This window comes from Cereibacter azotoformans (assembly GCF_021391315.1).
Lineage (GTDB): Bacteria > Pseudomonadota > Alphaproteobacteria > Rhodobacterales > Rhodobacteraceae > Cereibacter_A > Cereibacter_A azotoformans.
Genome location: NZ_CP090021.1, coordinates 1614332 through 1635652, shown reverse-complemented (window position 1 = coordinate 1635652; position 21321 = coordinate 1614332). Strand labels below are relative to the sequence as shown.

The following is a 21321-nucleotide window of genomic DNA, read 5'->3' as shown; positions in this document are numbered from 1 at the left end:
ACAGGGAAATGGAACGGATGACCGTGGGCGGCGACCAGCAGGAGCCGGGGCGGAGCGGACGGTCGCGGCGCGGCCGGGTCTCGCTGTGGCTCCTGCTGAGCCTTGCGCTTCTGGCCGGGGTGGCAGGCTTTGCCACGCTCGCCCTGACGGGCCGCCCGCTGCCCCTGCCGGTCTGGGCCGTCAGCGAGGCCGAGGCGCGCATCAACAGGGCGCTGTCGCCGGCGCTGTCGGTCTCGGTCGGCGGGATCGTCCTGACGGTCGAGCCGAACTGGATCCCTCGGCTCCGGCTGGATGATGTGCGGCTCTTGCAGGCGGACGGGCGGGTGCTGGTCAGCCTGCCCGAGGCGCGCGTGGCCTTTGATCGCGGTGCGGCCCTGCGGGGGGCGCTTCATCCGAAGGTGATCACGCTGTCGGGCGCGCGGATCGCGCTGCGCCGGATGAGGGACGGGCGCTTCGACCTGGCGATGGGCGAGCAGGGCGGAGGCCTGCGCATCGCGAGCTACGCCGAGGCGCGGGAGGCGGTGGACCGGATGTTCGCGCTTCCGCTGCTGGCCGACCTTGCGCGGATCGAGGCCGAGGGCACGACGCTCACGCTGGACGATCGCCGCGCGGGGCGGACGTGGCAGGCGGGCGACGGGCGGCTTGCGCTGGTGAACAGGCCGGACCGGCGCGCGCTGGAGCTGGGGCTGTCGCTGCTCGATCCGGGCGGCGGTGCCCCGGCGCAGGCGGTGATGACCTTTGTCACCACGCCCGGCAGCCCCGAGGCGCGGATCTCGGCCACGGTCGATCAGGTGGCCGCGTCCGACATAGCCGCGCAGGCCGCGCCGGTGGCCTGGCTCGAGGTGCTGGACACGGCGCTTTCGGGCGGCTTCTCGGCCGCGCTCGACGGCGAGGGGCGGCTCACGCGGTTCGAGGCCACGCTCGACAGCGGCGAGGGCGCGCTGCAGCCGCGCCCCGAGACGAAGCCGATCGCCTTCGATCGGGCCGGGATGGCCTTTTCCTACGATCCCGCGCGCGAGCGGCTGAACCTCACGCGGCTCGAGGTTCAGGGGCGGTCGCTGCGGCTGTCGGCGCAGGGGCATGCCTATCTCCCGGGCGTGTCCGAGGGGTTGCCGCGCGAGATCCTGGCCCAGATCCGGTTCGAGGATGCCAGCGCCGATCCCGACGGCCTGTTCGAGACCCCGGTGCATTTTTCCGAAGGGGCCCTGGATCTGAGGATGCGGCTCGATCCGTTCCGGGTCGAGATCGGCCAGTTGGCGCTGGTCGAGCAGGGCCGGCGGCTGATCGGCCGCGGTCGCGCCTCGGCCGAGGAGGGCGGCTGGCGCGTGGCCTTCGATCTGGGGTTGAACGAAATCTCGCACAGCGACCTTCTCGCGCTCTGGCCGCTGGCGCTGGTGCCCAAGACACGGAGCTGGCTCGCCGAGAACGTGCAGGAGGGCCGGCTGTTCGAGGTCGAGGCCGGGCTGCGGACGAGTCCGGACGCAGAGACCCGGCTCTCGCTCGGCTACGAGTTCCGCGATGGCGACGTGCGGTATCTGAAGACCCTGCCACCCATCGAAAAGGGCTCGGGCTACGCGGTGATCGAGGATCGCCGATACCTGATGGTGCTGGAGGAGGGCCGTGTCACCCCGCCCACCGGCGGGCCCATCCGCGTCACGCGCTCGGTTTTCGAGGTGCCGGACGTAAGCCAGAGGCCCGCCCGCGCCCGCATCTCGCTCAACAGCGAGAGCGGGGTGACGGCCGCGCTCTCGCTGCTCGACCAGCCGCCGTTCCGCTTTCTGGAGAAGGCGGGGCGCTCGGTCGATCTGGGCGAGGGACGCGCGGTCATGGAGACCGTGCTGGACCTGCCGTTGAAGCAGAAGGTGAGGCCCGACGAGGTGGATTTCTCGGTCCGGGGCACGATCAGCGACTTCCGCTCGGAGACGCTCGTGCCGGGGCGGACGATCACCGCGCCGAGCCTTGCGCTCGAGGCCATGCCCGAGGGTCTTCGCGTCAGCGGCGCGGGCCGTTTCGGGCGCGTGCCGTTCGATGGGGCCTACCGGCTCGCCTTCGGGCCCGAGACGGGGGGGCGCGCCACGGTCGAGGGGACGGCCACCCTGACCCCCCCCGCCGCCGAGGAATTCAACCTGAACCTGCCGCCGGGCACGCTGGAGGGCGCCGCGCCCGGACGCTTCCGCATCGAGATGGCGAAGGGGGCCGAGCCCCGCCTCACGCTGTCGTCGGATCTGGACGGCTTGCGGATGGGGCTGGCCGCGATCGGCTGGTCCAAGCCCGCCGGGCGGAGCGGCCGGCTGGAACTGGCGGCCACGCTGGGCAAGCCCGTGACGGTGGAAAAGCTGGTTCTCGAAGGGGGCGGGCTCTCGGCCACGGGTCGGGTGACCCTGCGCGCCGACGGCGGCCTTGATGCGGTGCGGTTCGACAGGGTGCGGCTCAACGGCTGGCTCGACGCGCCGGTGACGCTGGCCGGGCGGGGGACGGGCCAGCCGATCGAGGTGCAGGTGCGGGGCGGGTCCGTGGATCTCACGAGGCTCGGTGCCGCGGGAGGTGGAGGGGCTGGCGGAAGCGGAGGGGGGACGCCGCTGCCCATCCTCGTGGCGCTCGACCGGTTGCAGGTGACCTCGGGCATCGCGCTGACGGATGTGGAGGGCCGCTTCGGCACGCGGGGCGGCTTCAACGGCGGCTTCCGCGGACGGGTGAACGGGCGCGCCGCCGTCGAGGGCACGGTGGTGCCGATGAACGGACGCAGCGCCGTCCGGCTGCGTTCGCGCGATGCGGGCGGGGTGATCGCCTCGGCCGGCATCTTCCCCGATGCCCGCGGCGGCGATCTCGATCTGCATCTGGTGCCCGAGGGGCGCGAGGGCTACCGCGGCCGGGCGGTCGTCTCGAACTTCCGCGTGACGAACGCGCCGGTCCTTGCGGCGCTTCTGAATGCGGTGTCGGTCGTGGGTCTTCTCGAGCAACTGAACGGCGACGGGCTGCTCTTTGCCGAGGGCGATGCCGAGTTTCGCATCCAGCCGGGCGCGGTCGAGATCTCGCAGGCCTCGGCCGTGGGGGCCTCGATGGGGGTCACGCTTGCGGGGCTCTACCGGGCCGGCGACCGCAGGCTCGACCTTCAGGGCGTGATCTCGCCCATCTATCTGCTGAACGGCATCGGCTCGCTTCTGACCCGGCGCGGCGAGGGGCTCTTCGGCTTCAACTATTCGGTGACGGGCTCGGCCGACCGGCCCGCGGTGACGGTCAACCCGCTCTCGATCCTCACCCCCGGCATGTTCCGCGAGATCTTTCGCCGCCCGGTGCCGGTCCTGCCCTGATCGCCCTTGCCTTCGGCGCCCTTTCGCCCCAAGTCCCCGGCCGGGGCCCGCCTCCTGCCGACCTCCTGCCACCGAGCGCCTGTTGCCTGCCATGAAACTGTCCGATTTCGATTTCGACCTGCCCGAGCGGCTGATCGCCACGCGCCCGGCGCGTCCGCGGACGGCCGCGCGCCTCCTGCTGGCCGAAGGGGACCGGATCGAGGACCGTCATGTGCGCGACCTCGTGGGCATCTTCCGCCCCGGAGACCGGCTGGTGCTGAACAACACGCGCGTGATCCCCGCGCGGCTTGTCGGCACGCGGACGCGGGGCGAGGCCTGCGCGAAGATCGAGATCACGCTGATGGAGCCCGCCGCGGCGGGTGGCTGGCGCGCTCTGGCCAAACCCCTGCGGAAGCTGAAGGAGGGCGAGACAATCCGCTTCTCCGACGCCCTGTCGGCCGAGGTGGCCGAGAAGGGCGAGACCGACCTGCGCCTCGTCTTCGACCGCGCGGGAGAGGATTTCGACGCCGCCCTCGCCGAGGCGGGCGCGATGCCGCTGCCGCCCTACATCGCCGCCCGCCGCGCGCCCGATGCGCAGGATCGCGAGGATTACCAGACGGTCTTTGCCCGCCACGCGGGCGCGGTGGCCGCCCCCACGGCCTCGCTGCACTTCGACCGCCCGCTGCTCGAGGCGCTGGCCGCGAACGGCGTGGCCTTCACCGAAGTCACGCTGCATGTGGGGGCGGGCACCTTTCTGCCCGTGAAGGTCGAGGATGTGACCACGCACCGGATGCATGCCGAATGGGGCGAGGTGACCGAGGCCGCGGCGGCCGAGATCGCGGCGACGAAGGCCGCGGGTGGGCGGGTGATCCCGGTGGGAACCACCGCGCTCCGGCTGATCGAGAGCGCCTCGGCCGCGGGCACGATCCGGCCCTGGCGGGGCGAGACGGACATCTTCATCTATCCGGGCTACAGGTTCCGGGTGACGGATGCTCTGATGACCAATTTCCACCTGCCGAAATCGACGCTTCTGATGCTGGTGTCGGCGCTGATGGGCGAGGCGCGGATCCGTGCGATCTATGACCATGCGGTGCGCCACGACTATCGCTTCTTCTCGTACGGCGACGCCTCCCTCCTGATCCCCGGCGGTTGAAACCGCTGTCGGATGTCGCCTTCCGGCGGTGCCCCCGGGCATCCCATGCCAGCCTGTCCGCCAAGTCACGGAGCTCCGAATGTTCAAGGTCCTTGCCGCCACCTGGCCGCTTCTGCTGGGCGTCATGCTGCTGATGGTCGGCAACGGGGTCCAGGCCTCGCTGCTGGGCATCCGCGGCGCGATCGAGGGATTCTCGACCACACAGCTGGCCGTCGTGACCTCGGCCTATTTCGCGGGATTCCTCGTGGGCTCGCAGGTCGTGCCCGACCTGATCCGCCGGGTGGGCCATGTGCGGGTCTTTGCGGCGCTCGGGTCGATGATCTCGGCGGTGCTGGTGGTCTATCCGGTGATGCCCGATTGGGCGGTCTGGACGCTGCTGCGGGTGCTGATCGGCTTCAGCTTCTCGGGCGTCTACATCACCGCCGAGAGCTGGCTGAACAACACCGCGACGAACGAGACGCGGGGACAGGCGATGTCGGCCTACATGATGGTGCAGATGGTGGGCATCATCACGAGTCAGGCGCTGCTGAACGCGGCCGATCCGTCGGGCTTCACCCTCTTCGTGATCCCCTCGGTGCTCGTGTCGCTGGCCTTCATGCCGATCCTTCTGACCGTGACGCCCACGCCGACCTTCGAGAGCACCCGGAGGCTCTCGGTGCGCGAGCTGTTTCGCGTGTCGCCGCTGGGCATCGTGGGGATGCTGATGACCGGCGGGATCTTCTCGGCCATGTTCGGCATGGCCTCGGTCTGGGGCACGCTCGAGGGACTCTCGGTGCAGGAGATCTCGATCTTCATCGGCTCGATCTATGTCGGAGGCCTTGTGCTGCAATATCCGATCGGCTGGGCCTCGGACCGGATGGACCGGCGTCAGCTGATCCTCGGGCTTGCCGTGGTGGCGGGGCTGCTGATGGGGGTGACCGTCCTGTTCCAGCCGCCCTTCTGGGGGCTGATCGCGGTCGCGCTGCTGCTCGGCGGGATCACCAACCCGGTCTATTCGCTGCTGATCGCCTATACCAACGATTTCCTCGGCAAGGAGGACATGGCGGCCGCCTCGGCGGGGCTCTTGTTCATGAACGGGCTGGGGGCGGTCTGCGGGCCGCTCGTGACCGGCTGGATCATGGAACAGGCGGGGCCGCGCGGCTTCTTTCTCTTCATCGGCCTGCTGTACGGGGCGATGGCGATCTATGCGGGCTGGCGGATGACGCGGCGTGCGGCGCCCGCGGTGGCCGACACGGGCTCCTTCGCATCCGTCGCGCCGACCGCCTCGTCGGTGGCCGTCGGCGCCGTCATGGAAGTGGTCACCGAGGCGCAGGAGGCGCAGCAGGCGGCCGAGTGAGGCCCCGACGGCCGGCGGAGGGCGGGGGCTTCGCGCCCCCGTCCGGCCCCTGGCCGGACTCCCCCGCGGGATATTTGGGCAGAGTGAAAGGGCGGGTTGCCGCTCCGGGCCCGACCTGTCAGGCTCGTGAGGCAGGCGCAGGAGGCAGGAATGGCGGACGATCCGGTGGCGGTGCTCGACTTCTGGTTGGGCGAGGTGGGCCCCGAGGGCTGGTATGCGGTCGATCCCGAGGTGGACGAGACGATCCGCGAGCGGTTCGGCGATCTGTGGCAGGCGGCGCGCGGCGGCGGTCTCGATCACTGGACCGAGGGCACCGTCGGCTGCCTTGCGTTCCTCATCCTGACCGACCAGTTCCCGCGCAACCTGTTCCGGGGCAGCGCCGAGGCGTTTGCGACCGATCCGATGGCGCGGGATTGCGCGCGCAAGGCCATCGCGGCCGACTGGGATCTCGGCGCCCCCGAGCCGGAGCGGCAGTTCTTCTACCTGCCGCTGGAACATTCGGAGGATGCGGCCGACCAGGCGGAAGCGGTACGGCTCTTTCAGGAGCGGATGCCCGAGACGGGCGCCGAGGGGCTGCTCCATGCCCATGCCCACGCGGCGATCATCGCGCGCTTTGGCCGGTTCCCCTTCCGCAACGCCGCCCTCGGGCGCGCATCGACGCCGGAGGAGGAGGAGTTTCTGGCCACGGGTGCCTATGCGGCCGAGGTGCGGCGTCTGCGGACGTGAGGCGCGGACCGCGAACCCCGCGCTGCGGCCGGAGGGTGGGCGCCGTTGCGCCTTGGCGGGAAATGGTTTAAGGCCAAACTACTTTTTTCAGGGAGGCGAGGATGGCCGCGAGAAGCTTCGACATGATCGTGATCGGCGCCGGCCCCGGCGGGTATGTCTGCGCGATCCGGGCGGCTCAGCTGGGCCTGAACGTCGCCATCGTCGAGCGCGAGAACCTCGGCGGGATCTGTCTGAACTGGGGCTGCATCCCGACCAAGGCGCTGCTGCGCTCGGCCGAGGTCTTTCACCTGATGCACCGCGCGAAGGAGTTCGGGCTGAAGGCCAACGGGATCGGCTATGACCTCGATGCCGTCGTGAAGCGTTCGCGGGGGGTGGCCAGGCAGCTTTCATCGGGCGTGGCGCATCTGATGAAGAAGAACAAGGTCACGGTCGTGATGGGTGAGGCGAAACTGGCCGGTCCGGGCCGCGTTTCGGTGACCTCCGATAAGGGGGCCGAAGAGCTTGAGGCCAGGGCCATCGTGGTGGCCACCGGTGCGCGGGCGCGCGAGTTGCCGGGGCTCGAGGCCGATGGCGATCTGGTCTGGACCTACCGCCACGCGCTGCAGCCCAGGCGGATGCCGAAGAAGCTGCTGGTGATCGGCTCGGGCGCCATCGGGATCGAATTTGCCAGCTTCTTCAACACGCTGGGCGCCGACACGACGGTGGTCGAGGTGATGGAGCGCATCCTGCCGGTCGAGGATGCCGAAGTGTCCGCCTTTGCGAAGAAGCAGTTCCTCAAGCAGGGGATGAAGATCCTCGAGCAAGCCACTGTGAAGAAACTGGATCGTGCGGGCGGCAAGGTCACGGCGCATGTCGAGACCGGCGGCAGGACCGAGACGATGGAGTTCGACACGGTGATCTCGGCCGTGGGGATCGTCGGCAATGTCGAGGGGCTGGGGCTGGAAGACGCGGGCGTGAAGATCGACCGCAGCCATGTGGTGACCGACGCGTTCTGCCGCACCGGCGTCGAGGGGCTTTTCGCCATCGGCGACGTCGCCGGGGCGCCCTGGCTGGCGCACAAGGCCAGCCACGAGGGGGTGATGGTGGCCGAGTTGATCGCCGGCGGCCATCCGCATCCGATCAAGCCGGGCTCGATCGCGGGCTGCACCTATTGCCAGCCGCAGGTGGCGAGCGTCGGGCTGACCGAGGCCAGGGCGAAGGAAAAGGGCTACGAGGTCAAGGTCGGCCGCTTCCCCTTCATCGGCAACGGCAAGGCCATCGCGCTCGGCGAGGCCGAGGGCTTCGTCAAGACCGTCTTCGACGCGAAGACCGGCGAGCTTCTGGGCGCTCACATGGTCGGTGCCGAGGTGACGGAACTCATCCAGGGCTATGTTGTCGGCCGCACGCTGGAGACGACCGAGGCGGAGCTGATGGAGACCGTCTTCCCGCATCCGACGCTGTCCGAGATGATGCACGAGTCGGTCCTCGACGCCTACGGCCGCGCCATCCACTTCTGACACCGGACCCCCTGAGCAGGCGGCCGTGACGGCGCTCGCCGATTGGGCGGGCACGCTCTGGCCTCGGCGCAGGCGGCGGAGTAGAAGGGCGCATGATCCGCTCGCCCATGGTTCAGGTCTTCGTGCTCTGGTTCGCCGGACTGGGCGCGGCCGCGCAATTTTCCAAGGTGGGCGTGATCTTCGGGCCGATCTCGGACCTCTATGGCGGGGCGTCGGAGGTCACGCTGGGGCTTGTCGTGTCGGTCGTGGGCTTTGCCGGTCTGATCTTCGGCACCACCGCCGGATTGCTTGTGGCCCGGCTCGGCTATCGGCGGGTGCTGGTGACGGCGCTGGTGGCGGGAGCGGTCCTGTCTCTGGCCGAGGCGATGCTGCCGGCCCTGCCCCAGATGCTGGTCCTGCGGGCGCTGGAAGGGGTGAGCCATCTCGCCATCGTGGTGGCCGCGCCCGTCCTCATCGCGCAGATCGCGCCGCCGTCGCGGCAGGGCTTTGCCATGACGCTCTGGTCTTCGTTCTTCGCGGTCGCCTTTGCCTTCACGGCATGGATCGGGCGGCCGCTGGTGGCGGCCTGGGGCATCCCGCCGCTGTTTCTGGTCCACGCGCTCTATATGGCGGGCTGCGCGATGCTGGTCCTGGCCGTGTTGCCCGCCGATCCGAAGGACCGTGGCGCCGCGCGGGCGCCGGCGCCGCTGTTGCGGCAGCATGTCGAGATCTATGCCTCGGCCCGTGTCGCGGCTCCGGCCATCGGCTTCTTCTGCTACACGCTGGTCTATGTCGCGCTGCTGACCCTGCTGCCGCCCGAGACGGACCATCCGGCGTTCCTCGCCTCGGCCATGCCGCTGGCTTCGATCCTGCTGTCGCTGACGCTGGGGGTCTGGATGCTCGGGCACCTGTCGGCCGTCACGATGGTGCAGGGCGGGTTCGGCCTGGCGATCCTCGCCGTCCTCGGCCTCTGGGCCGGGTGGGGGCAGGATCTGCCGATGCAGGCTGCGGCGCTGGCGCTGGCGGCGGCGCTCGGGCTGGTGCAGGGCGCCTCGTTCGCGGCCATCCCGCAGCTCAACCCGACGGGCGAGGATCGTGCCCGCGCGGCCGGGGCGGTGGCGCAGCTTGGCAACCTCGGCACCACGAGCGGAACGCCGCTTCTCGCCGCGCTGATGGCCGGGCAGGGCCCGCGGGGGCTGATCCTTTTCGTGCTGCTGCCATGCCTCGCCGGCATCCTGCTTCATCAGTGGCTTTCCGCCCGCCGCAGGGCGACCGCGTGAAATAATCCCTGCCATCGAGCAAAAGTTCATATTATGTTCACGACTGGCGGTTGGAGACTCGGGCTTCGTCCGCTATATCCGCCGTTCTGGACAGTCGGGGACCTGGGCGATGGCCGAACAGAAGTTCATCTCGGTGCGCGGTGCGCGCGAGCACAATCTCAAGGGCATCGACATCGACATCCCGCGGGATCAGCTGGTGGTGATCACCGGCCTCTCGGGTTCGGGCAAGTCGAGCCTCGCCTTCGACACGATCTACGCCGAGGGCCAGCGCCGCTATGTCGAGAGCCTCTCGGCCTATGCGCGGCAGTTCCTCGACATGATGGGCAAACCGGACGTGGACCATATCTCGGGCCTGTCGCCGGCGATCTCGATCGAGCAGAAGACCACGTCGAAGAACCCGCGCTCGACCGTGGGGACCGTGACCGAGATCTACGACTACATGCGCCTTCTCTGGGCGCGGGTCGGCACACCCTATTCGCCCGCCACCGGCCTGCCCATCGCGGCGCAGCAGGTGCAGGACATGGTGGATGCGGTGATGGCGATGCCCGAGGGCACGCGCGGCTACCTGCTCGCGCCCATCGTCCGGGACCGCAAGGGCGAGTACAAGAAGGAATTTCTCGAGCTTCGCAAGCAGGGCTTCCAGCGGGTGAAGGTGAACGGCACCTTCCACGAACTGGAAGAGCCGCCGGTGCTGGACAAGAAGTTCCGCCACGACATCGACGTGGTGGTGGACCGGATCGTGGTGCGCGAGGGGATCGAGACGCGGCTGGCCGACAGCTTCCGCACCGCGCTGAACCTCGCCGACGGGATCGCGATCTTCGAGAGCGCCCCCGCCGAGGGCGAGCCCGTGCGCACGACCTTTTCCGAGAAGTTCGCCTGCCCGGTCTCGGGCTTCACCATCCCCGAGATCGAGCCGCGGCTGTTTTCCTTCAACGCGCCCTTCGGCGCCTGCCCGGACTGCGACGGGCTGGGGGTGGAGCTGTTCTTCGACGAGCGCCTCGTGGTGCCCGATCAGGGGCTGACGCTGAAGCAGGGCGCCATTGCACCCTGGGCCAAGTCGAAGTCGCCCTATTACACCCAGACCGTCGAGGCGCTGGCGCGGCACTACGGCTTCGATCCGAAGAAGAAATGGAAGGACCTGCCCGACAAGGTGCGGGAGGTCTTCCTGCGCGGGTCGGGCGAGGAGGAGATCACCTTCCGCTATGACGAGGGCGGGCGGATCTATCAGGTCAGCCGCAGCTTCGAGGGCGTGATCCCCAACATGGAGCGACGCTACCGCGAGACCGACTCGGCCTGGGTGCGCGAAGAGTTCGAGCGCTACCAGAACAACCGCCCCTGCCATGCCTGCGGCGGCTACCGGCTGAAGCCCGAGGCGCTGGCGGTGAAGATCGGCGGCCTGCACATCGGGCAGGTGGTGCAGATGTCGATCAAGGAGGCCTTCGCCTGGGTCGAAACGGTGCCGGGCAGCCTGACCGCGCAGAAGAACGAGATCGCCCGCGCAATCCTGAAGGAAATCCGAGAACGTCTTGGTTTCCTTGTCAATGTCGGGCTCGACTATCTCTCGATGAGCCGGGCCGCGGGCACCCTGTCGGGCGGGGAAAGCCAGCGGATCCGGCTGGCGAGCCAGATCGGCTCGGGGCTGACCGGGGTGCTCTATGTGCTCGACGAACCCTCGATCGGGCTGCACCAGCGCGACAACGACCGGCTGCTGACCACGCTGAAGAACCTGCGCGATCAGGGCAATTCGGTGCTGGTGGTGGAGCATGACGAGGATGCGATCCGCGAGGCGGATTATGTCTTCGACATCGGCCCCGGCGCAGGCGTGCACGGTGGGCAGGTGGTGGCGCATGGCACGCCGGCCGAGATCGCTGCCGATCCGGCGAGCCTCACCGGCCAGTATCTGTCCGGCACGCGCGCGATCCCCGTTTCGGCCGAGCGGCGGAAGGGCAACGGCAAGACCCTCACCGTGGTCAAGGCCAGCGGCAACAACCTGCGCGACGTGACGGTGGACTTTCCGCTGGGCCGGTTCGTCTGCGTGACGGGCGTCTCGGGGGGCGGGAAATCGACGCTGACCATCGAGACGCTCTACAAGACCGCGGCGATGCGGCTGAACGGGGCGCGCGAGACGCCGGCGCCCTGCGAGACGATCAAGGGGTTCGAGCATCTCGACAAGGTGATCGACATCGACCAGCGGCCGATCGGACGGACGCCGCGCTCGAACCCGGCGACCTATACCGGCGCCTTCACCCCGATCCGCGACTGGTTCGCGGGCCTGCCCGAGTCCAAGGCGCGCGGCTACCAGCCGGGTCGGTTCAGCTTCAACGTCAAGGGGGGGCGCTGCGAGGCCTGTCAGGGCGACGGTGTCATCAAGATCGAGATGCACTTCCTGCCCGACGTCTATGTGACCTGCGAGACCTGCAAGGGCCACCGCTACAACCGCGAGACGCTGGAAATCCGCTTCAAGGGCAAGAGTATCGCCGACGTTCTTGAGATGACGGTCGAGGATGCGCAGGAGTTCTTCCAGGCGGTGCCCTCGATCCGCGAGAAGATGGACGCGCTGATGCGGGTAGGGCTGGGCTACATCAAGGTGGGCCAGCAGGCGACGACGCTCTCGGGCGGCGAGGCGCAGCGGGTGAAGCTGTCGAAGGAGCTGAGCCGCCGGGCCACGGGCCGCACGCTCTACATCCTCGACGAGCCGACGACCGGGCTGCATTTCGAGGATGTGAAGAAGCTGCTGGAGGTGCTGCACGAGCTGGTCGAGCAGGGCAACACGGTCGTGGTGATCGAGCATAATCTCGACGTGGTGAAGACCGCCGACTGGATCATCGACATCGGTCCCGAGGGCGGCGATGGCGGCGGGACGGTGGTGGCGGAAGGTACGCCGGAGGAGGTGGCGAAGGTCGAGGCCTCGCACACCGGGCGCTACCTGCGCGACATGCTGAAGCCGAAGCGGCTGGCGGCGGAATAGCGGCGGGGGAGCGGCGCTCGGGGGCATCGAGCCCCGCTCGCGCCGCGCTGCCGCGGATCGACCCTCGGCCGGTCTCGCCGGGATCCGCTGTGGTGGGGCGTTCCGCGAAGAAAGTGGCAGGCGCCACGGTCCGCCGCGGCGCCCGGAGGGCTCAGCTCCTGGCGGGGCAGGTGTTGATGCCGAGGATCGAGTAGAGCGGGCAGGTCGAGAAGAGGCCCGTCAGCAGCGGCACGATGCCGATGAGCAGGAACATGCGGTAGCCGGCCTCGGGCAGCAGGAAGAAGGCGGCGAGCAGCGCGAGGCCGACAAGGATGCGAAGGACGCGGTCGATGCCGCCGACATTGGTCTTGAACATGGGTCACCCTTTCCGATGGATCCACCCCGGTCTGCGGGGCATGGCGCCATCCTAGGCGAGGTGCGTGGCCCGGTCTGTGACCTGATCACCGAGCCTCAGCCCGCGCCATCCACGGCTGCGATCCGGCGCAGGGCCCCAGGATCGAGGAGCCGCACCCGTCCGCGGTCGGTCCGCACCCAGCCGCGCCGGGCGAACTGGTCGAGGCGCCGCGAGACGACCTCGCGGGCGGAGCCGATGCGGGTGGCCAGATCGGCCTGAGTCGCGGTGACCTCGTTCGCCTCGGCCATGGCGAGGAGCGTGCTGGCCAGCCGGCTTTCGACGCGCTGGAAGGCCACCCGTTCCAGCACATGCATCATGGTCTGCATCCGCGTGGCGAAGGCGGTGAACACGAAGCCGCGGAAGGCGGCGCTCTCGTCCATCAGGCGCAGGAACAGCGGGCGCGGGATCACCACCGCGCTCACCTCTGTCGCGGCCATCGCCTCGCCGGTGTAATCCTCGCCGCCCATCAGGCCGAGCGTGGTCTGAACGCAGCTTTGCCCCGGCTCGACCGCATAGAGCAGGATCTCGCGGCCGGTGGGGCCGGTCAGGAAGACCTCGACCCGCCCCTCGAGGACGACGACGAAGCCCTGCGCCGCATCGCCGGGCCGGAACATCAACGTGCCGCGGGGCAGGCGGACGGGGCGCAGGGCCTCGAGGCGGCTGCGGCAATCCTGCGGGAGACCGGAGAGATCGGGTGCCTGGTCGAGCCATGTCATCATCTTGTCCTTTCGGATCGTCGTGATGGTCAAGAAGACCGAAGCGGGAGCGAGGTCAAGCACGGCGTCACCCCAAGCCCGCGACTCGAACGTCCGCCGTGAGCTGTCCGGCTGGCGCGGCGGCGGCCGTCCGACCGTGGGGCCAGACCTGCAGAGGCCGCCCGATGCCGGACTGTGCGCGTCAGGATAGCAGATGGATGGGCCGGTGGTCTGCCGTGCTGCGTCCATTGGCAGAATGTGGCAGCAATGCGGTATGAAGTTGAAGGATTGCCGAAAAAGTGTTATAGATAAGTTAGTTATCATTCCGAGGTTTCAGATGTTCTTCCTACGATATTTCGCACGGGCGCTTCCCGCCGTTGCCGTGACAGCCTTCCTGGCCGGCGCGGGAAGCGTCTCGGCCGCGACGGTGGTCTCCTGCCCGGGAACGGCAATCACCACCGATCGGGATTTCACGGTCGGGACAGACAGCGGTTCAGCCAGCTGTCTGGCCTACGGTCCCGGCAACGTCAGCCTTCCGGGCGGGAACTTGTTGGACAAGACCGACGACAGGGACGCTCCGGGCAGCGTGATACTCTCGGTCAGCGGCCTTGGCGGAACCTCCGGTTTCTGGAGCATCCTCGTGCCGACGGGCTACACGCTGACGAATGCGATCCTCGCCTTCAAGACCGGCGTGGCGATGTACAATCCTGACTGGGCCGCGTTCTCGTTGACGGATGGCGCCTTGAGCGGTTCGTGGAGTGTCGACAAGAAGCACGGCCTGTCGCACGCCGACCTTTACGGCCGACTGGAGGTTTCCGAGGTTCCGCTGCCGGCTACGGGCCTTCTGCTTCTGGCCGGCCTCGGCGGCCTTGCCGTGTTAAGGCGCCGGCGCAAGCCGGCCTGAGGCGCCACCTGGTATCTCGAGGTTCGGCCCCCGCGGCCGGGCCTCTGACATGCGCGGCCCCTCGGCGACCGTGCACCGGCCGCTGGCAGCCTTCTCCATGGACCCGTCCGCAAGGCCGCGCCGCTTGCGTTCAGCCACGGCTTCCGGCACCAACGGGGCCTCTTCGGGAGGCATGGATGTTCCAGACCGTCACGATCCTGCTCGACTGGTTCGGCCTCGGCATCTTCGCCATGACCGGCGCCCTTGTCGCCTCGCGCAAGGAAATGGACATCACGGGCTTTGCGCTGCTCGGGTTCGTGACCGGGGTGGGCGGGGGCACGATCCGCGATCTGGTGCTGGGCCGCACCCCGGTCTTCTGGGTGCAGGAGCCGGCCTATGTGCTCGTCTGCCTCGGCGTTGCGGTGCTGACCTTCTTCTTCGCCCATATCCCGCAGTCGCGCTATCGCTTCCTTCTGTGGCTCGACGCGGTGGGACTGTCGCTCTTCGCCGTGACGGGGGCCGAGCGCGCGCTCGAAGCCGGGGCGGGGCCGGTGATCGCGGTGACGATGGGGGTGGCGACCGCGACCTTCGGCGGCATCCTGCGCGACCTGCTGGGCGGGGAAAGCCCGGTGATCCTGCGGCGCGAGATCTACATCACCGCGGCACTTCTGGGGGCTGCGACCTTCGTGGCGCTCGGCGCTCTTGGCACCCCGCGCGAGGTGGCGCTGGGGTCGGGGTTCGGCGCGGCGTTCCTGCTGCGCGCGGCGGGGCTCGTCTGGGGGCTCTCGCTGCCGCGCTACCGGGCGCGGCCGGGGCGGACGCCCGAGGGGCGGGACTGAGGGCGTGTGCCCGGCTGTGTGATCCGGTCACAGACGCGGCCGTCCCGGCCGTGCTCTCAAGAGCCTGCCTGCCCCGAAGTCGGAGCGGCGTGCCATTCCTGCGCAACACGGAGGTCCGCCCGATCCGCGGCGGGCCTCCAATCCCGAAGGTGGTGTCCCTGTGCGTTCGCTTCTTGCCCTTCTGATTGCTCTCGCCCTTCCGGGGGCGGCCGGGGCGCAGATCCTTTTCTCGCCCGAGCCGGTCGCGGCCTGCTTGGAGACCGCCCGCACCGCCGGGGACCGCGCCGCCTGCATCGGGCGTGCGGCCGAGGCTTGCCGGGCGGCGATCCGGGGCGCGACCGAAGTCGATGCCGCCACCTGCCTCAACGGCGAGACCGAATGGTGGCTGCTGCGGCTCGAGGAGGCCCATGCGCGGATGAAGACCCGCGCGGCGCTGCTGGACGTGGAACATGCCCGCTCGATCTCGCAGGGGGCGCCGAAGCTGACCGACGATCTGGCGCTGTTCCAGGCGGCCTGGAGGGACTGGTCCGAGCGGCGCTGCTTCTTCGAGGCTATGCTGCTGCGTGGCCGGCCCGACCGCATGGTCAAGGCCTCGGACTGCATGTTGCGGGTGACGGCGGAGCAGGCGCTTCTGCTTGACGAGGCGGCCGAGCGCCGCTGATCCTTGAAAGGTTTCCTGATGCGTATTGCGGTGGCCAGCCAGAACTTCCGTACCGTGACGCCGCACGCGGGCAAGACCCGCCGCTTCCTGATCTTCGAGGTGGCCACGGGGGCGCCGGCCCGTGAGGCGGGGCGCCTCGACCTGCCCAAGGAGCTGTCGATCCACGAGTTCCGGGGCGAGGGGCCGCATCCGCTCGACGAGGTGGAAGCGGTGATCGCCGGCAGCGCGGGCGCGGGCTTCGTGCGCCGCATGGCCGCGCGCGGTTCCGGGCGGTGGCGACCGCCGAGACCGATCCGGCCGAGGCGGCCGCGGCGCTGGCCGCGGGCCGGCTGCGCCCGGCGGCCCCGCATGATCATGACGACGAGGACGGCTGCTGCCACTGATCCGGCGGGAAGATCGGGGGCCGGCTCAGGCCGCACCGTCAGTACATGGTTCAGCAGGTCGGCGGCCACCAGGATCATGGTGACGCCCACCAGCAGGTCAAGCATGCGCGAGGCGAGTGGCGCGGGCCGGCGGTCGTCGTGTTCGCGCCGTACGGCGCGACCCAGATTGGTAGCGGGTAGGAGGCCGTCGCGAACACAGGCGCTGACCGCGCGCAGCCGCGTAAGCATCCGGGCAAGGCCGTGGCCCAGGCGGTAGCTCAGAGCGGCCTCCTGGCGGCTTTGTGTGTTTCGGCTTGCAAATCCGATGTGGTGGACCGCCCCTGTCCCCGGCCGCGGCCCTGTCGCACAAATCGGCTGATGGCCAAGGCTACACTCTTCCTGAACATACTTATCCCACGGCGTGCGTGATGGGGGTGGTTCCGGGTCTTCCAGGATGGGGTCGGTCTGCTCATGCGCCGGGTCCGGCTCCTTGCAGAGCTTCGAGACGGTGCTCTTCGAGATGCCGTTCAGGCCCAGAAGCTCGGACAGGTCCATGTTCATCGGCGTTTCCGTAAGGTCCGTGGTTAAAGTCGCCAAACTCCACCTCGATCCTGCAGCTCGATGGCCACCCGGCATCATGCCGCCGGCGGCGATGAAACTACACCAGCTCCTCGGAGGCTAGCCATCGTGAGACACGATCAGGGGCTCCCTTGGGGCATGTGCCTGATCTGCGTGCATTCGGTACGTGCGCTGCCAGAGTGTAAGGACAGTTCTTGGCAGGCGACAAGGCCGGACGACGTGTCAGGCTTCGTCCGAAAGGAGCGGCGAGGATCCGGCACGTGATGACCTTGATGCCGGATGCGGTTACCCTGCGAATCGAGTTTCGCGGGTTGGAAAGGAGCTGCCATGCGCCTTTGGCTTTCTCTCTCTTTGACAGTCGCGGCAACGTCCGCCGCAGCGCAAGCCAGTTTTGACTGCTCGCGCGCCGGCACGATGGTGGAACATGCCATCTGCAGCGATCCCGCTCTCGCCGCGCTCGACCGCGATGTCGCCGAGGCCTACGGGGCTGCGCGTGCCGGACAGCCCCCAGCCGTCCGCGATCAGTTCCTGGCCGAGCAGCGGGCTTGGCTCGCCGCCCGCGATGGCTGTGGCAGCGACCGCACCTGTCTGAGCGCCGCGATGCAGAACCGCCTTGCCGCCCTCCATGCGAGCGGCAAGGCGGCAGCGCCGCCGTCGGACGGCTTCACCGGCCTTTACTGCTCGGAGGGGGCGGTGATGGGCATGCAACTCGTGGGAAGCTCGCTGCGCTTCGATTTCATGGTCTTTTCCGGCATGCACTCCTGCGGAACGCCCATCCTGACCGGTCAGCGCATCGGAGCGGGCTGGACCGCCGTGGACGGGGCCTGCCGGCTTCATGTCACGGTCGAGGGCCCGGACATCGTCGTGCGCACCGACACGCCGGCCGCCTGCAAGGAAGCCTATTGCGGCGCCCGGGCAACCATCGACGAGTTCCACATGCCCTATTCAGCCCGGCGCCCGGTCGCCGATCCGTTTATCGGAGGTGCCGGCGAGCGGTCGTGCTGATCCTGCGTATGGCCAGAAGGGCGGTGCAGGCGGCGTGACACATCTCGCCCTGATCGCGGACCTGTTGCCGTCAGGCGGCAGGTCGGCAGGACGAGGCCCCGGCGTGCGGTCGGCGCCGGCAATGTGCAGCAGGACGGCGTGATGGAGGCAAGTCACGTCTTCTGCAGCGAGATCGGCTGGCCCTGACCGGGTGCCCATGGAAGCCGGCGGTCGGGTCTTGATCGCCCGATACGGTAGTGATCAGGCTTCAGCATCGACCGGGGGTAACCAGGGTTCCGGGCGATCTCGGGCAGGGCGAAGCTGTCGCGGCCGACAAGGAGAGCGAGATCGACAGGCTCCATGCCAGGATCGGCCAGCTTGTGGTGGAGCGGGATTTCCTGCGCAAAGCCACCGGACGAGTGACGCGTCGACCGGAGGCGGGACAGATCGATCCGCGACACGCCATGCTGTCGATCGGCCGACAGTGCCAGCTCGTCGGCATCGGCCGGTCGGCCCATTGTCGTCCGCGGAAGGGTGAGAGTGCGCTGAAGCTGATGCGGCTGATCGACGAGCAGTTCCTCGAGACGCCCTGGTACGGCAGCCGCCAGATGGCCCGCCATCTGCGCCGCCTGGGCCATGTCGTCGGCTGCAAGAGGATCCGGCGGCTGATGGCCAGGATGGGGCTGGCGGCGGTCTGCCAGCGCCCGAAAACGACGGTGCCCCACTCCGAGCACAAGATCTGGCCCTGCTTGCTCCGCGACCTGACCATCACCCGGCCGAACCACGTCGGGTGGGCCGACATCACCGTTCGTCGGGAAAACGGTCCATCGGACCCTTTTCTGATCCTCCTCACTCCGGATGAGAAAGGGCTTCCTCTGCCTCGTCGCGGTCATGGACTGGGCGATCCGAAGGGGCCTGGCCTGGCGCCTGTCGAACACCATGGAGGTCGACTATTGCATCGAGGCCCTCGAGGAGGCCATCGGACGGCAAGGCCGCCCGGAGATCTTCAACACCGACCAGGGCTGTCAGTTCACCAGCCCGCGCTTCACGGGGATGCTGATGGAGGCCGCCGTAAGGATCTCGGTGGACGGCCGCGGCCGCTGGATGGACAATGTCATCATCGAGCGCCTGTAGCGGTCGCTGAAATACGAGTGCATCCACCGGCACGCCTTCGAGACCGGGTGTCCGAGACCCGGGCCGGGATCGGCCGGCGGGTCACCTCCTGCAACACTGTCAACGCCGGCCCAAACCTGGCCCACTTGGTCGAAGCAAAGCTGACCCACCCGGGCGATGAGCAGGCCAGAGCGCGACCACAGCTTCTCGCATCTCGACATTCCTTTCCAGCAGGAGCGGCTGCTGAAGATGCGGGCGCCAGCCGTGGGACGCGCGCACGCCCTCGACATCCTCGCGCGGCCGCTCGAGACCGGGACTGAACCTCTTGTCGAGACGCTGGCCAGGCTTGTCGTCGATGAGATCTGCGCGCCCGATCGCCGGGGCGCAGCGGTAGCCGCGCAGGCGCCGCCCCATCCGCGAGGGAACGGGCAGAACTCGCCGGAGTGCCGGGGAGGCCCGGCGGATCAGATCCGGAAGACGGCGCCTGGATGCGGCGATCGCGTCCTGGAAGCGGCCGCGCTGCCTGGTGAGGCGCTGCAGGGCGTGGCTCTTGGGCACCGGGAGGGTGAGCGGATCGAGCTCTGGTCCCCCGAAGCCTGGAATGGCGGCCAGCGCATGCGCATCCGCGAGATCGGTCTAGGCGTGTTCGGAGAGATAGCGGCGCAACGCCCTGACGCGCTTGCCCTTGACGCGGGTTACCACAATGCCGCTATCGGCAAGCCTGTGCGCGACGGGGAACCAGCTCATCCCGGTGGGTTCCATGACGGCGAGGCCATGACGGCGAGGACGGTGTCGCCGGTTCGGAGCCCCGTGGTCGCCTGCGCCATGAAGGCATCAAGCGAGCCCGTGTCGTGGCGGAAGCGGATGGGGCGACCGACCGGTCGGCCGTCATCGTGGATCTGCGCGACATGATCACCCCGGATGGCGAGGTCGATGCCGATGGTTCTGTTGATCATGGTGAGGATCCTTGCTGGTGAAGAACCGCACGCCGCAGGCACAGTCAGGTATGTCATCCGTGGCCGTGCTTCCCGTGGGAAGCCACGCCGCAATCGTGTTACTCTTGCCCCGTCGACGCGGCCGGGTCGGGCAATGACGTCACGGTCACGAGACGATCCGCGGATCTCTCAGGGTCTTCGACCGGAACCGGCCTGGTTCGCGGCGACACCTTGACCCGGTTCCCGGCGCGCCGGGAACCGGGTCCGATCCGCGATCACCTCCGCGAAGCCGTGTGCTTCTGCGACGTCCCCGTCGCATCGGACCCGGCTCGCTATAGATATACCTGCGACTGGCCCAGGCCCGACGGGCCGAGGAACACCACGTTCTCCTTGCGGGCGACGAAGGCGAGCGCGACCGGCTGCTCGATCTGGCGCTTCGGCGCCGATGTGGCGAACTTGAAGTCGTAGCTTTCCAGCGTCTTCACCGCCGGGAAGCCCGCCATGCGCACCATCGTCGCGGCGACCGCGCCCGGCGGAAGTCCCGCTCCGCCTGGAGGACGGCCTCAAGGTAATCGGTAAAGCTCCGGCCTTGCTCTGCGGCCGCGGCGGCCAAGGCGGCGTAGCCATCGGCGACGCCGTGAAGCTTCAGGTCTTCGCAGAGCTGGACGAGACGATCATGGGCCAGGTCCATCATGCCAGCCTCCCGATGGCGTCATAGATCGTCAGGTCATGCTGGGCGACATGGATGTCGTGCAGGATCGCGGGCACCGTGGGTGCAATGCCGGTCCAGGCCGGACCGCGGGGCAGGAGCTGCGCCTTCTCCATGTCGAAGCGGTCGACCGGGCGTTCCTTCGTCTCGGCATGGATGCGCAGGTTGGCCACGTCGCGCAGCCACGCGCCGACACGCGCGTTGGCCGTCGCGGCGTCAAGGATCAGCCCTTGGCCCGTCAGCCTGCTCTCCAGCGGCCAGACAAAGCTCTCCTTGAGATAGCGGTTGAACCGCTCGACCTTGCCTTTCGTCTGCGCCCGATACGGGGCGCACATCCGCGGGCCGAAGCCGTGGTGCTTGGCGAAGTCCCGGAAACCTTCGTTGAACCGGTGCTGGCCGGGGCCATAGGCGTCGCGGTCGATCAGCACCGTCTTCATGTTGTCGTAGAGGATCGTGTGCGGCACCCCGCCGAGCGCGTCGAAGAACCGCTCGTGCGCCTCGATCAGCGTGTCGAACCTTTCGTTGTCGGCGAACCAGACGAACGACAGCCGACTGAAGCCCAGCGTGCCGACATGGGAGGCCGACAACTTGTTCCGGCCGCGCCGGATCGCCGTCCAGTCCGCCTGCGCCTGCCGCCCGGGCGGGGTCTCGAACTGCACGATCGGCGGCGCGGGAACGGCCGGATGCTGCTCCGCCAGCCAGTCCTTCAGGATCCGGATCCCGCCCTCATAGCCGCGTTCGCGAAGCTCGCGCAGATACACCGTCGCCGGCAGCCGCCGCGGGGCCGCCTCCGCAATCCGCATCTTCAGATAAGGCTTGAACGGGTCCAGCTTCGACTGGAGTGAACCCCGCGGGCTGGACCACGGGGGCTGTCCAAACTAAGCCGCCTTGCGGGCGAATAGGGTTTCGAATTCCTCGGGGGTTCGGTAGCGGAGGGCG

Annotated in this window: 17 protein-coding genes and 1 pseudogene; 12 read left to right on the top strand and 6 right to left on the bottom strand. The window is 68.9% G+C overall.

The window, feature by feature from the left end; translation table 11 throughout:
- The first annotated feature begins 17 nt into the window (after positions 1-17).
- The 7 genes from LV780_RS08130 to uvrA all read left to right on the top strand — a co-directional run bounded on the left by LV780_RS08130 (position 18) and on the right by uvrA (position 12228).
- The gene (locus LV780_RS08130; RefSeq protein ID WP_108220586.1) at positions 18-3311 is read left to right on the top strand and encodes an AsmA-like C-terminal region-containing protein; all 3294 of its coding nucleotides are present in this window, start codon (positions 18-20) and stop codon (positions 3309-3311) included.
- A gap of 91 nt (positions 3312-3402) precedes the next feature.
- Positions 3403-4443: a tRNA preQ1(34) S-adenosylmethionine ribosyltransferase-isomerase QueA gene (gene queA, locus LV780_RS08125; RefSeq protein WP_108220571.1), complete on the top strand. Its 1041-nt coding sequence runs from the start codon at positions 3403-3405 to the stop codon at positions 4441-4443.
- Between the two features lie 79 nt (positions 4444-4522).
- A complete protein-coding gene (locus tag LV780_RS08120; RefSeq protein WP_011908862.1) occupies positions 4523-5779 on the top strand; it encodes an MFS transporter in 1257 nt (418 codons plus the stop codon).
- Between the two features lie 150 nt (positions 5780-5929).
- Complete coding sequence (locus tag LV780_RS08115) at positions 5930-6505, top strand: DUF924 family protein (protein WP_101341012.1); 576 nt, start codon at positions 5930-5932, stop codon at positions 6503-6505.
- 101 nt (positions 6506-6606) lie between these two features.
- Positions 6607-8001, top strand: a complete 1395-nt coding sequence (lpdA, locus tag LV780_RS08110) for a dihydrolipoyl dehydrogenase (protein WP_108220572.1) — start codon at positions 6607-6609, stop codon at positions 7999-8001.
- Between the two features lie 92 nt (positions 8002-8093).
- Positions 8094-9260: an MFS transporter gene (locus tag LV780_RS08105; protein WP_108220573.1), complete on the top strand. Its 1167-nt coding sequence runs from the start codon at positions 8094-8096 to the stop codon at positions 9258-9260.
- A 109-nt stretch (positions 9261-9369) separates the two neighbouring features.
- Positions 9370-12228, top strand: a complete 2859-nt coding sequence (gene uvrA, locus LV780_RS08100; protein WP_011908858.1) for an excinuclease ABC subunit UvrA — start codon at positions 9370-9372, stop codon at positions 12226-12228.
- Between the two features lie 151 nt (positions 12229-12379).
- On the opposite strand, the gene LV780_RS08095 is transcribed toward uvrA, so the two are convergent.
- Together LV780_RS08095 and LV780_RS08090 are read right to left on the bottom strand one after the other, a co-directional pair.
- The gene (locus LV780_RS08095) at positions 12380-12583 is read right to left on the bottom strand and encodes a YgaP family membrane protein (RefSeq protein ID WP_108220574.1); all 204 of its coding nucleotides are present in this window, start codon (positions 12581-12583) and stop codon (positions 12380-12382) included.
- Between the two features lie 95 nt (positions 12584-12678).
- Complete coding sequence (locus LV780_RS08090; RefSeq protein WP_101341025.1) at positions 12679-13338, bottom strand: Crp/Fnr family transcriptional regulator; 660 nt, start codon at positions 13336-13338, stop codon at positions 12679-12681.
- A 193-nt stretch (positions 13339-13531) separates the two neighbouring features.
- Here LV780_RS08090 and LV780_RS08085 point away from each other — a divergent pair, with 193 nt between their 5' ends.
- The 5 genes and pseudogenes from LV780_RS08085 to LV780_RS08060 form a co-directional block, all read left to right on the top strand.
- Complete coding sequence (locus LV780_RS08085) at positions 13532-14221, top strand: VPLPA-CTERM sorting domain-containing protein (protein WP_233863760.1); 690 nt, start codon at positions 13532-13534, stop codon at positions 14219-14221.
- Positions 14222-14397: 176 nt separating this feature from the next.
- Positions 14398-15039 carry a trimeric intracellular cation channel family protein gene (locus LV780_RS08080; RefSeq protein WP_011908855.1) on the top strand — a complete coding sequence of 214 codons (642 nt, stop codon included), beginning with the start codon at positions 14398-14400 and terminating at the stop codon, positions 15037-15039.
- Between the two features lie 160 nt (positions 15040-15199).
- Positions 15200-15700, top strand: coding sequence for a lysozyme inhibitor LprI family protein (locus LV780_RS08075; protein ID WP_108220575.1), 501 nt, complete (start codon positions 15200-15202; stop codon positions 15698-15700).
- Positions 15701-17055: 1355 nt separating this feature from the next.
- On the top strand, positions 17056-17646 hold the full coding sequence (locus LV780_RS08065) for a lysozyme inhibitor LprI family protein (RefSeq protein WP_233863755.1): 591 nt from the start codon (positions 17056-17058) through the stop codon (positions 17644-17646).
- A 287-nt stretch (positions 17647-17933) separates the two neighbouring features.
- A pseudogene (locus tag LV780_RS08060) lies at positions 17934-18854 on the top strand (IS3 family transposase); the annotation flags it as partial.
- A 627-nt stretch (positions 18855-19481) separates the two neighbouring features.
- Here the strand turns inward: LV780_RS08060 and LV780_RS08055 are convergent.
- The 4 genes from LV780_RS08055 to istA all read right to left on the bottom strand — a co-directional run bounded on the left by LV780_RS08055 (position 19482) and on the right by istA (position 21185).
- On the bottom strand, positions 19482-19694 hold the full coding sequence (locus LV780_RS08055; RefSeq protein WP_117344987.1) for a hypothetical protein: 213 nt from the start codon (positions 19692-19694) through the stop codon (positions 19482-19484).
- A 311-nt stretch (positions 19695-20005) separates the two neighbouring features.
- Positions 20006-20176 (bottom strand): ATP-binding protein, encoded by a 171-nt coding sequence (locus LV780_RS08050; RefSeq protein ID WP_233863753.1) that lies wholly within the window; start codon positions 20174-20176, stop codon positions 20006-20008.
- The gene (locus LV780_RS08045; protein WP_108222817.1) at positions 20155-20367 is read right to left on the bottom strand and encodes a P-loop NTPase family protein; all 213 of its coding nucleotides are present in this window, start codon (positions 20365-20367) and stop codon (positions 20155-20157) included. The genes LV780_RS08050 and LV780_RS08045 overlap by 22 nt, the downstream gene beginning before the upstream one ends.
- Positions 20364-21185 carry an IS21 family transposase gene (istA, locus tag LV780_RS08040; protein ID WP_117344985.1) on the bottom strand — a complete coding sequence of 274 codons (822 nt, stop codon included), beginning with the start codon at positions 21183-21185 and terminating at the stop codon, positions 20364-20366. The genes LV780_RS08045 and istA overlap by 4 nt, the downstream gene beginning before the upstream one ends.
- Positions 21186-21321 lie beyond the last annotated feature (136 nt).

Excerpts from the sequence above, each read along its gene's own strand:
- LV780_RS08045 (WP_108222817.1), bottom strand. The coding sequence starts at position 20,367 with ATGATGGACCTGGCCCATGATCGTCTCGTCCAGCTCTGCGAAGACCTG.
- LV780_RS08130 (WP_108220586.1), top strand. The coding sequence starts at position 18 with ATGACCGTGGGCGGCGACCAGCAGGAGCCGGGGCGGAGCGGACGGTCG.
- LV780_RS08065 (WP_233863755.1), top strand. The coding sequence starts at position 17,056 with ATGGTGGAACATGCCATCTGCAGCGATCCCGCTCTCGCCGCGCTCGAC.
- LV780_RS08050 (WP_233863753.1), bottom strand. The coding sequence starts at position 20,176 with ATGGCGGGCTTCCCGGCGGTGAAGACGCTGGAAAGCTACGACTTCAAG.
- queA (WP_108220571.1), top strand. The coding sequence starts at position 3,403 with ATGAAACTGTCCGATTTCGATTTCGACCTGCCCGAGCGGCTGATCGCC.
- LV780_RS08090 (WP_101341025.1), bottom strand. The coding sequence starts at position 13,338 with ATGACATGGCTCGACCAGGCACCCGATCTCTCCGGTCTCCCGCAGGAT.
- LV780_RS08085 (WP_233863760.1), top strand. The coding sequence starts at position 13,532 with ATGGATGGGCCGGTGGTCTGCCGTGCTGCGTCCATTGGCAGAATGTGG.
- LV780_RS08105 (WP_108220573.1), top strand. The coding sequence starts at position 8,094 with ATGATCCGCTCGCCCATGGTTCAGGTCTTCGTGCTCTGGTTCGCCGGA.
- LV780_RS08055 (WP_117344987.1), bottom strand. The coding sequence starts at position 19,694 with ATGATCAACAGAACCATCGGCATCGACCTCGCCATCCGGGGTGATCAT.
- LV780_RS08080 (WP_011908855.1), top strand. The coding sequence starts at position 14,398 with ATGTTCCAGACCGTCACGATCCTGCTCGACTGGTTCGGCCTCGGCATC.
- LV780_RS08120 (WP_011908862.1), top strand. The coding sequence starts at position 4,523 with ATGTTCAAGGTCCTTGCCGCCACCTGGCCGCTTCTGCTGGGCGTCATG.
- LV780_RS08095 (WP_108220574.1), bottom strand. The coding sequence starts at position 12,583 with ATGTTCAAGACCAATGTCGGCGGCATCGACCGCGTCCTTCGCATCCTT.
- uvrA (WP_011908858.1), top strand. The coding sequence starts at position 9,370 with ATGGCCGAACAGAAGTTCATCTCGGTGCGCGGTGCGCGCGAGCACAAT.
- LV780_RS08115 (WP_101341012.1), top strand. The coding sequence starts at position 5,930 with ATGGCGGACGATCCGGTGGCGGTGCTCGACTTCTGGTTGGGCGAGGTG.
- lpdA (WP_108220572.1), top strand. The coding sequence starts at position 6,607 with ATGGCCGCGAGAAGCTTCGACATGATCGTGATCGGCGCCGGCCCCGGC.
- istA (WP_117344985.1), bottom strand. The coding sequence starts at position 21,185 with ATGCGGATTGCGGAGGCGGCCCCGCGGCGGCTGCCGGCGACGGTGTAT.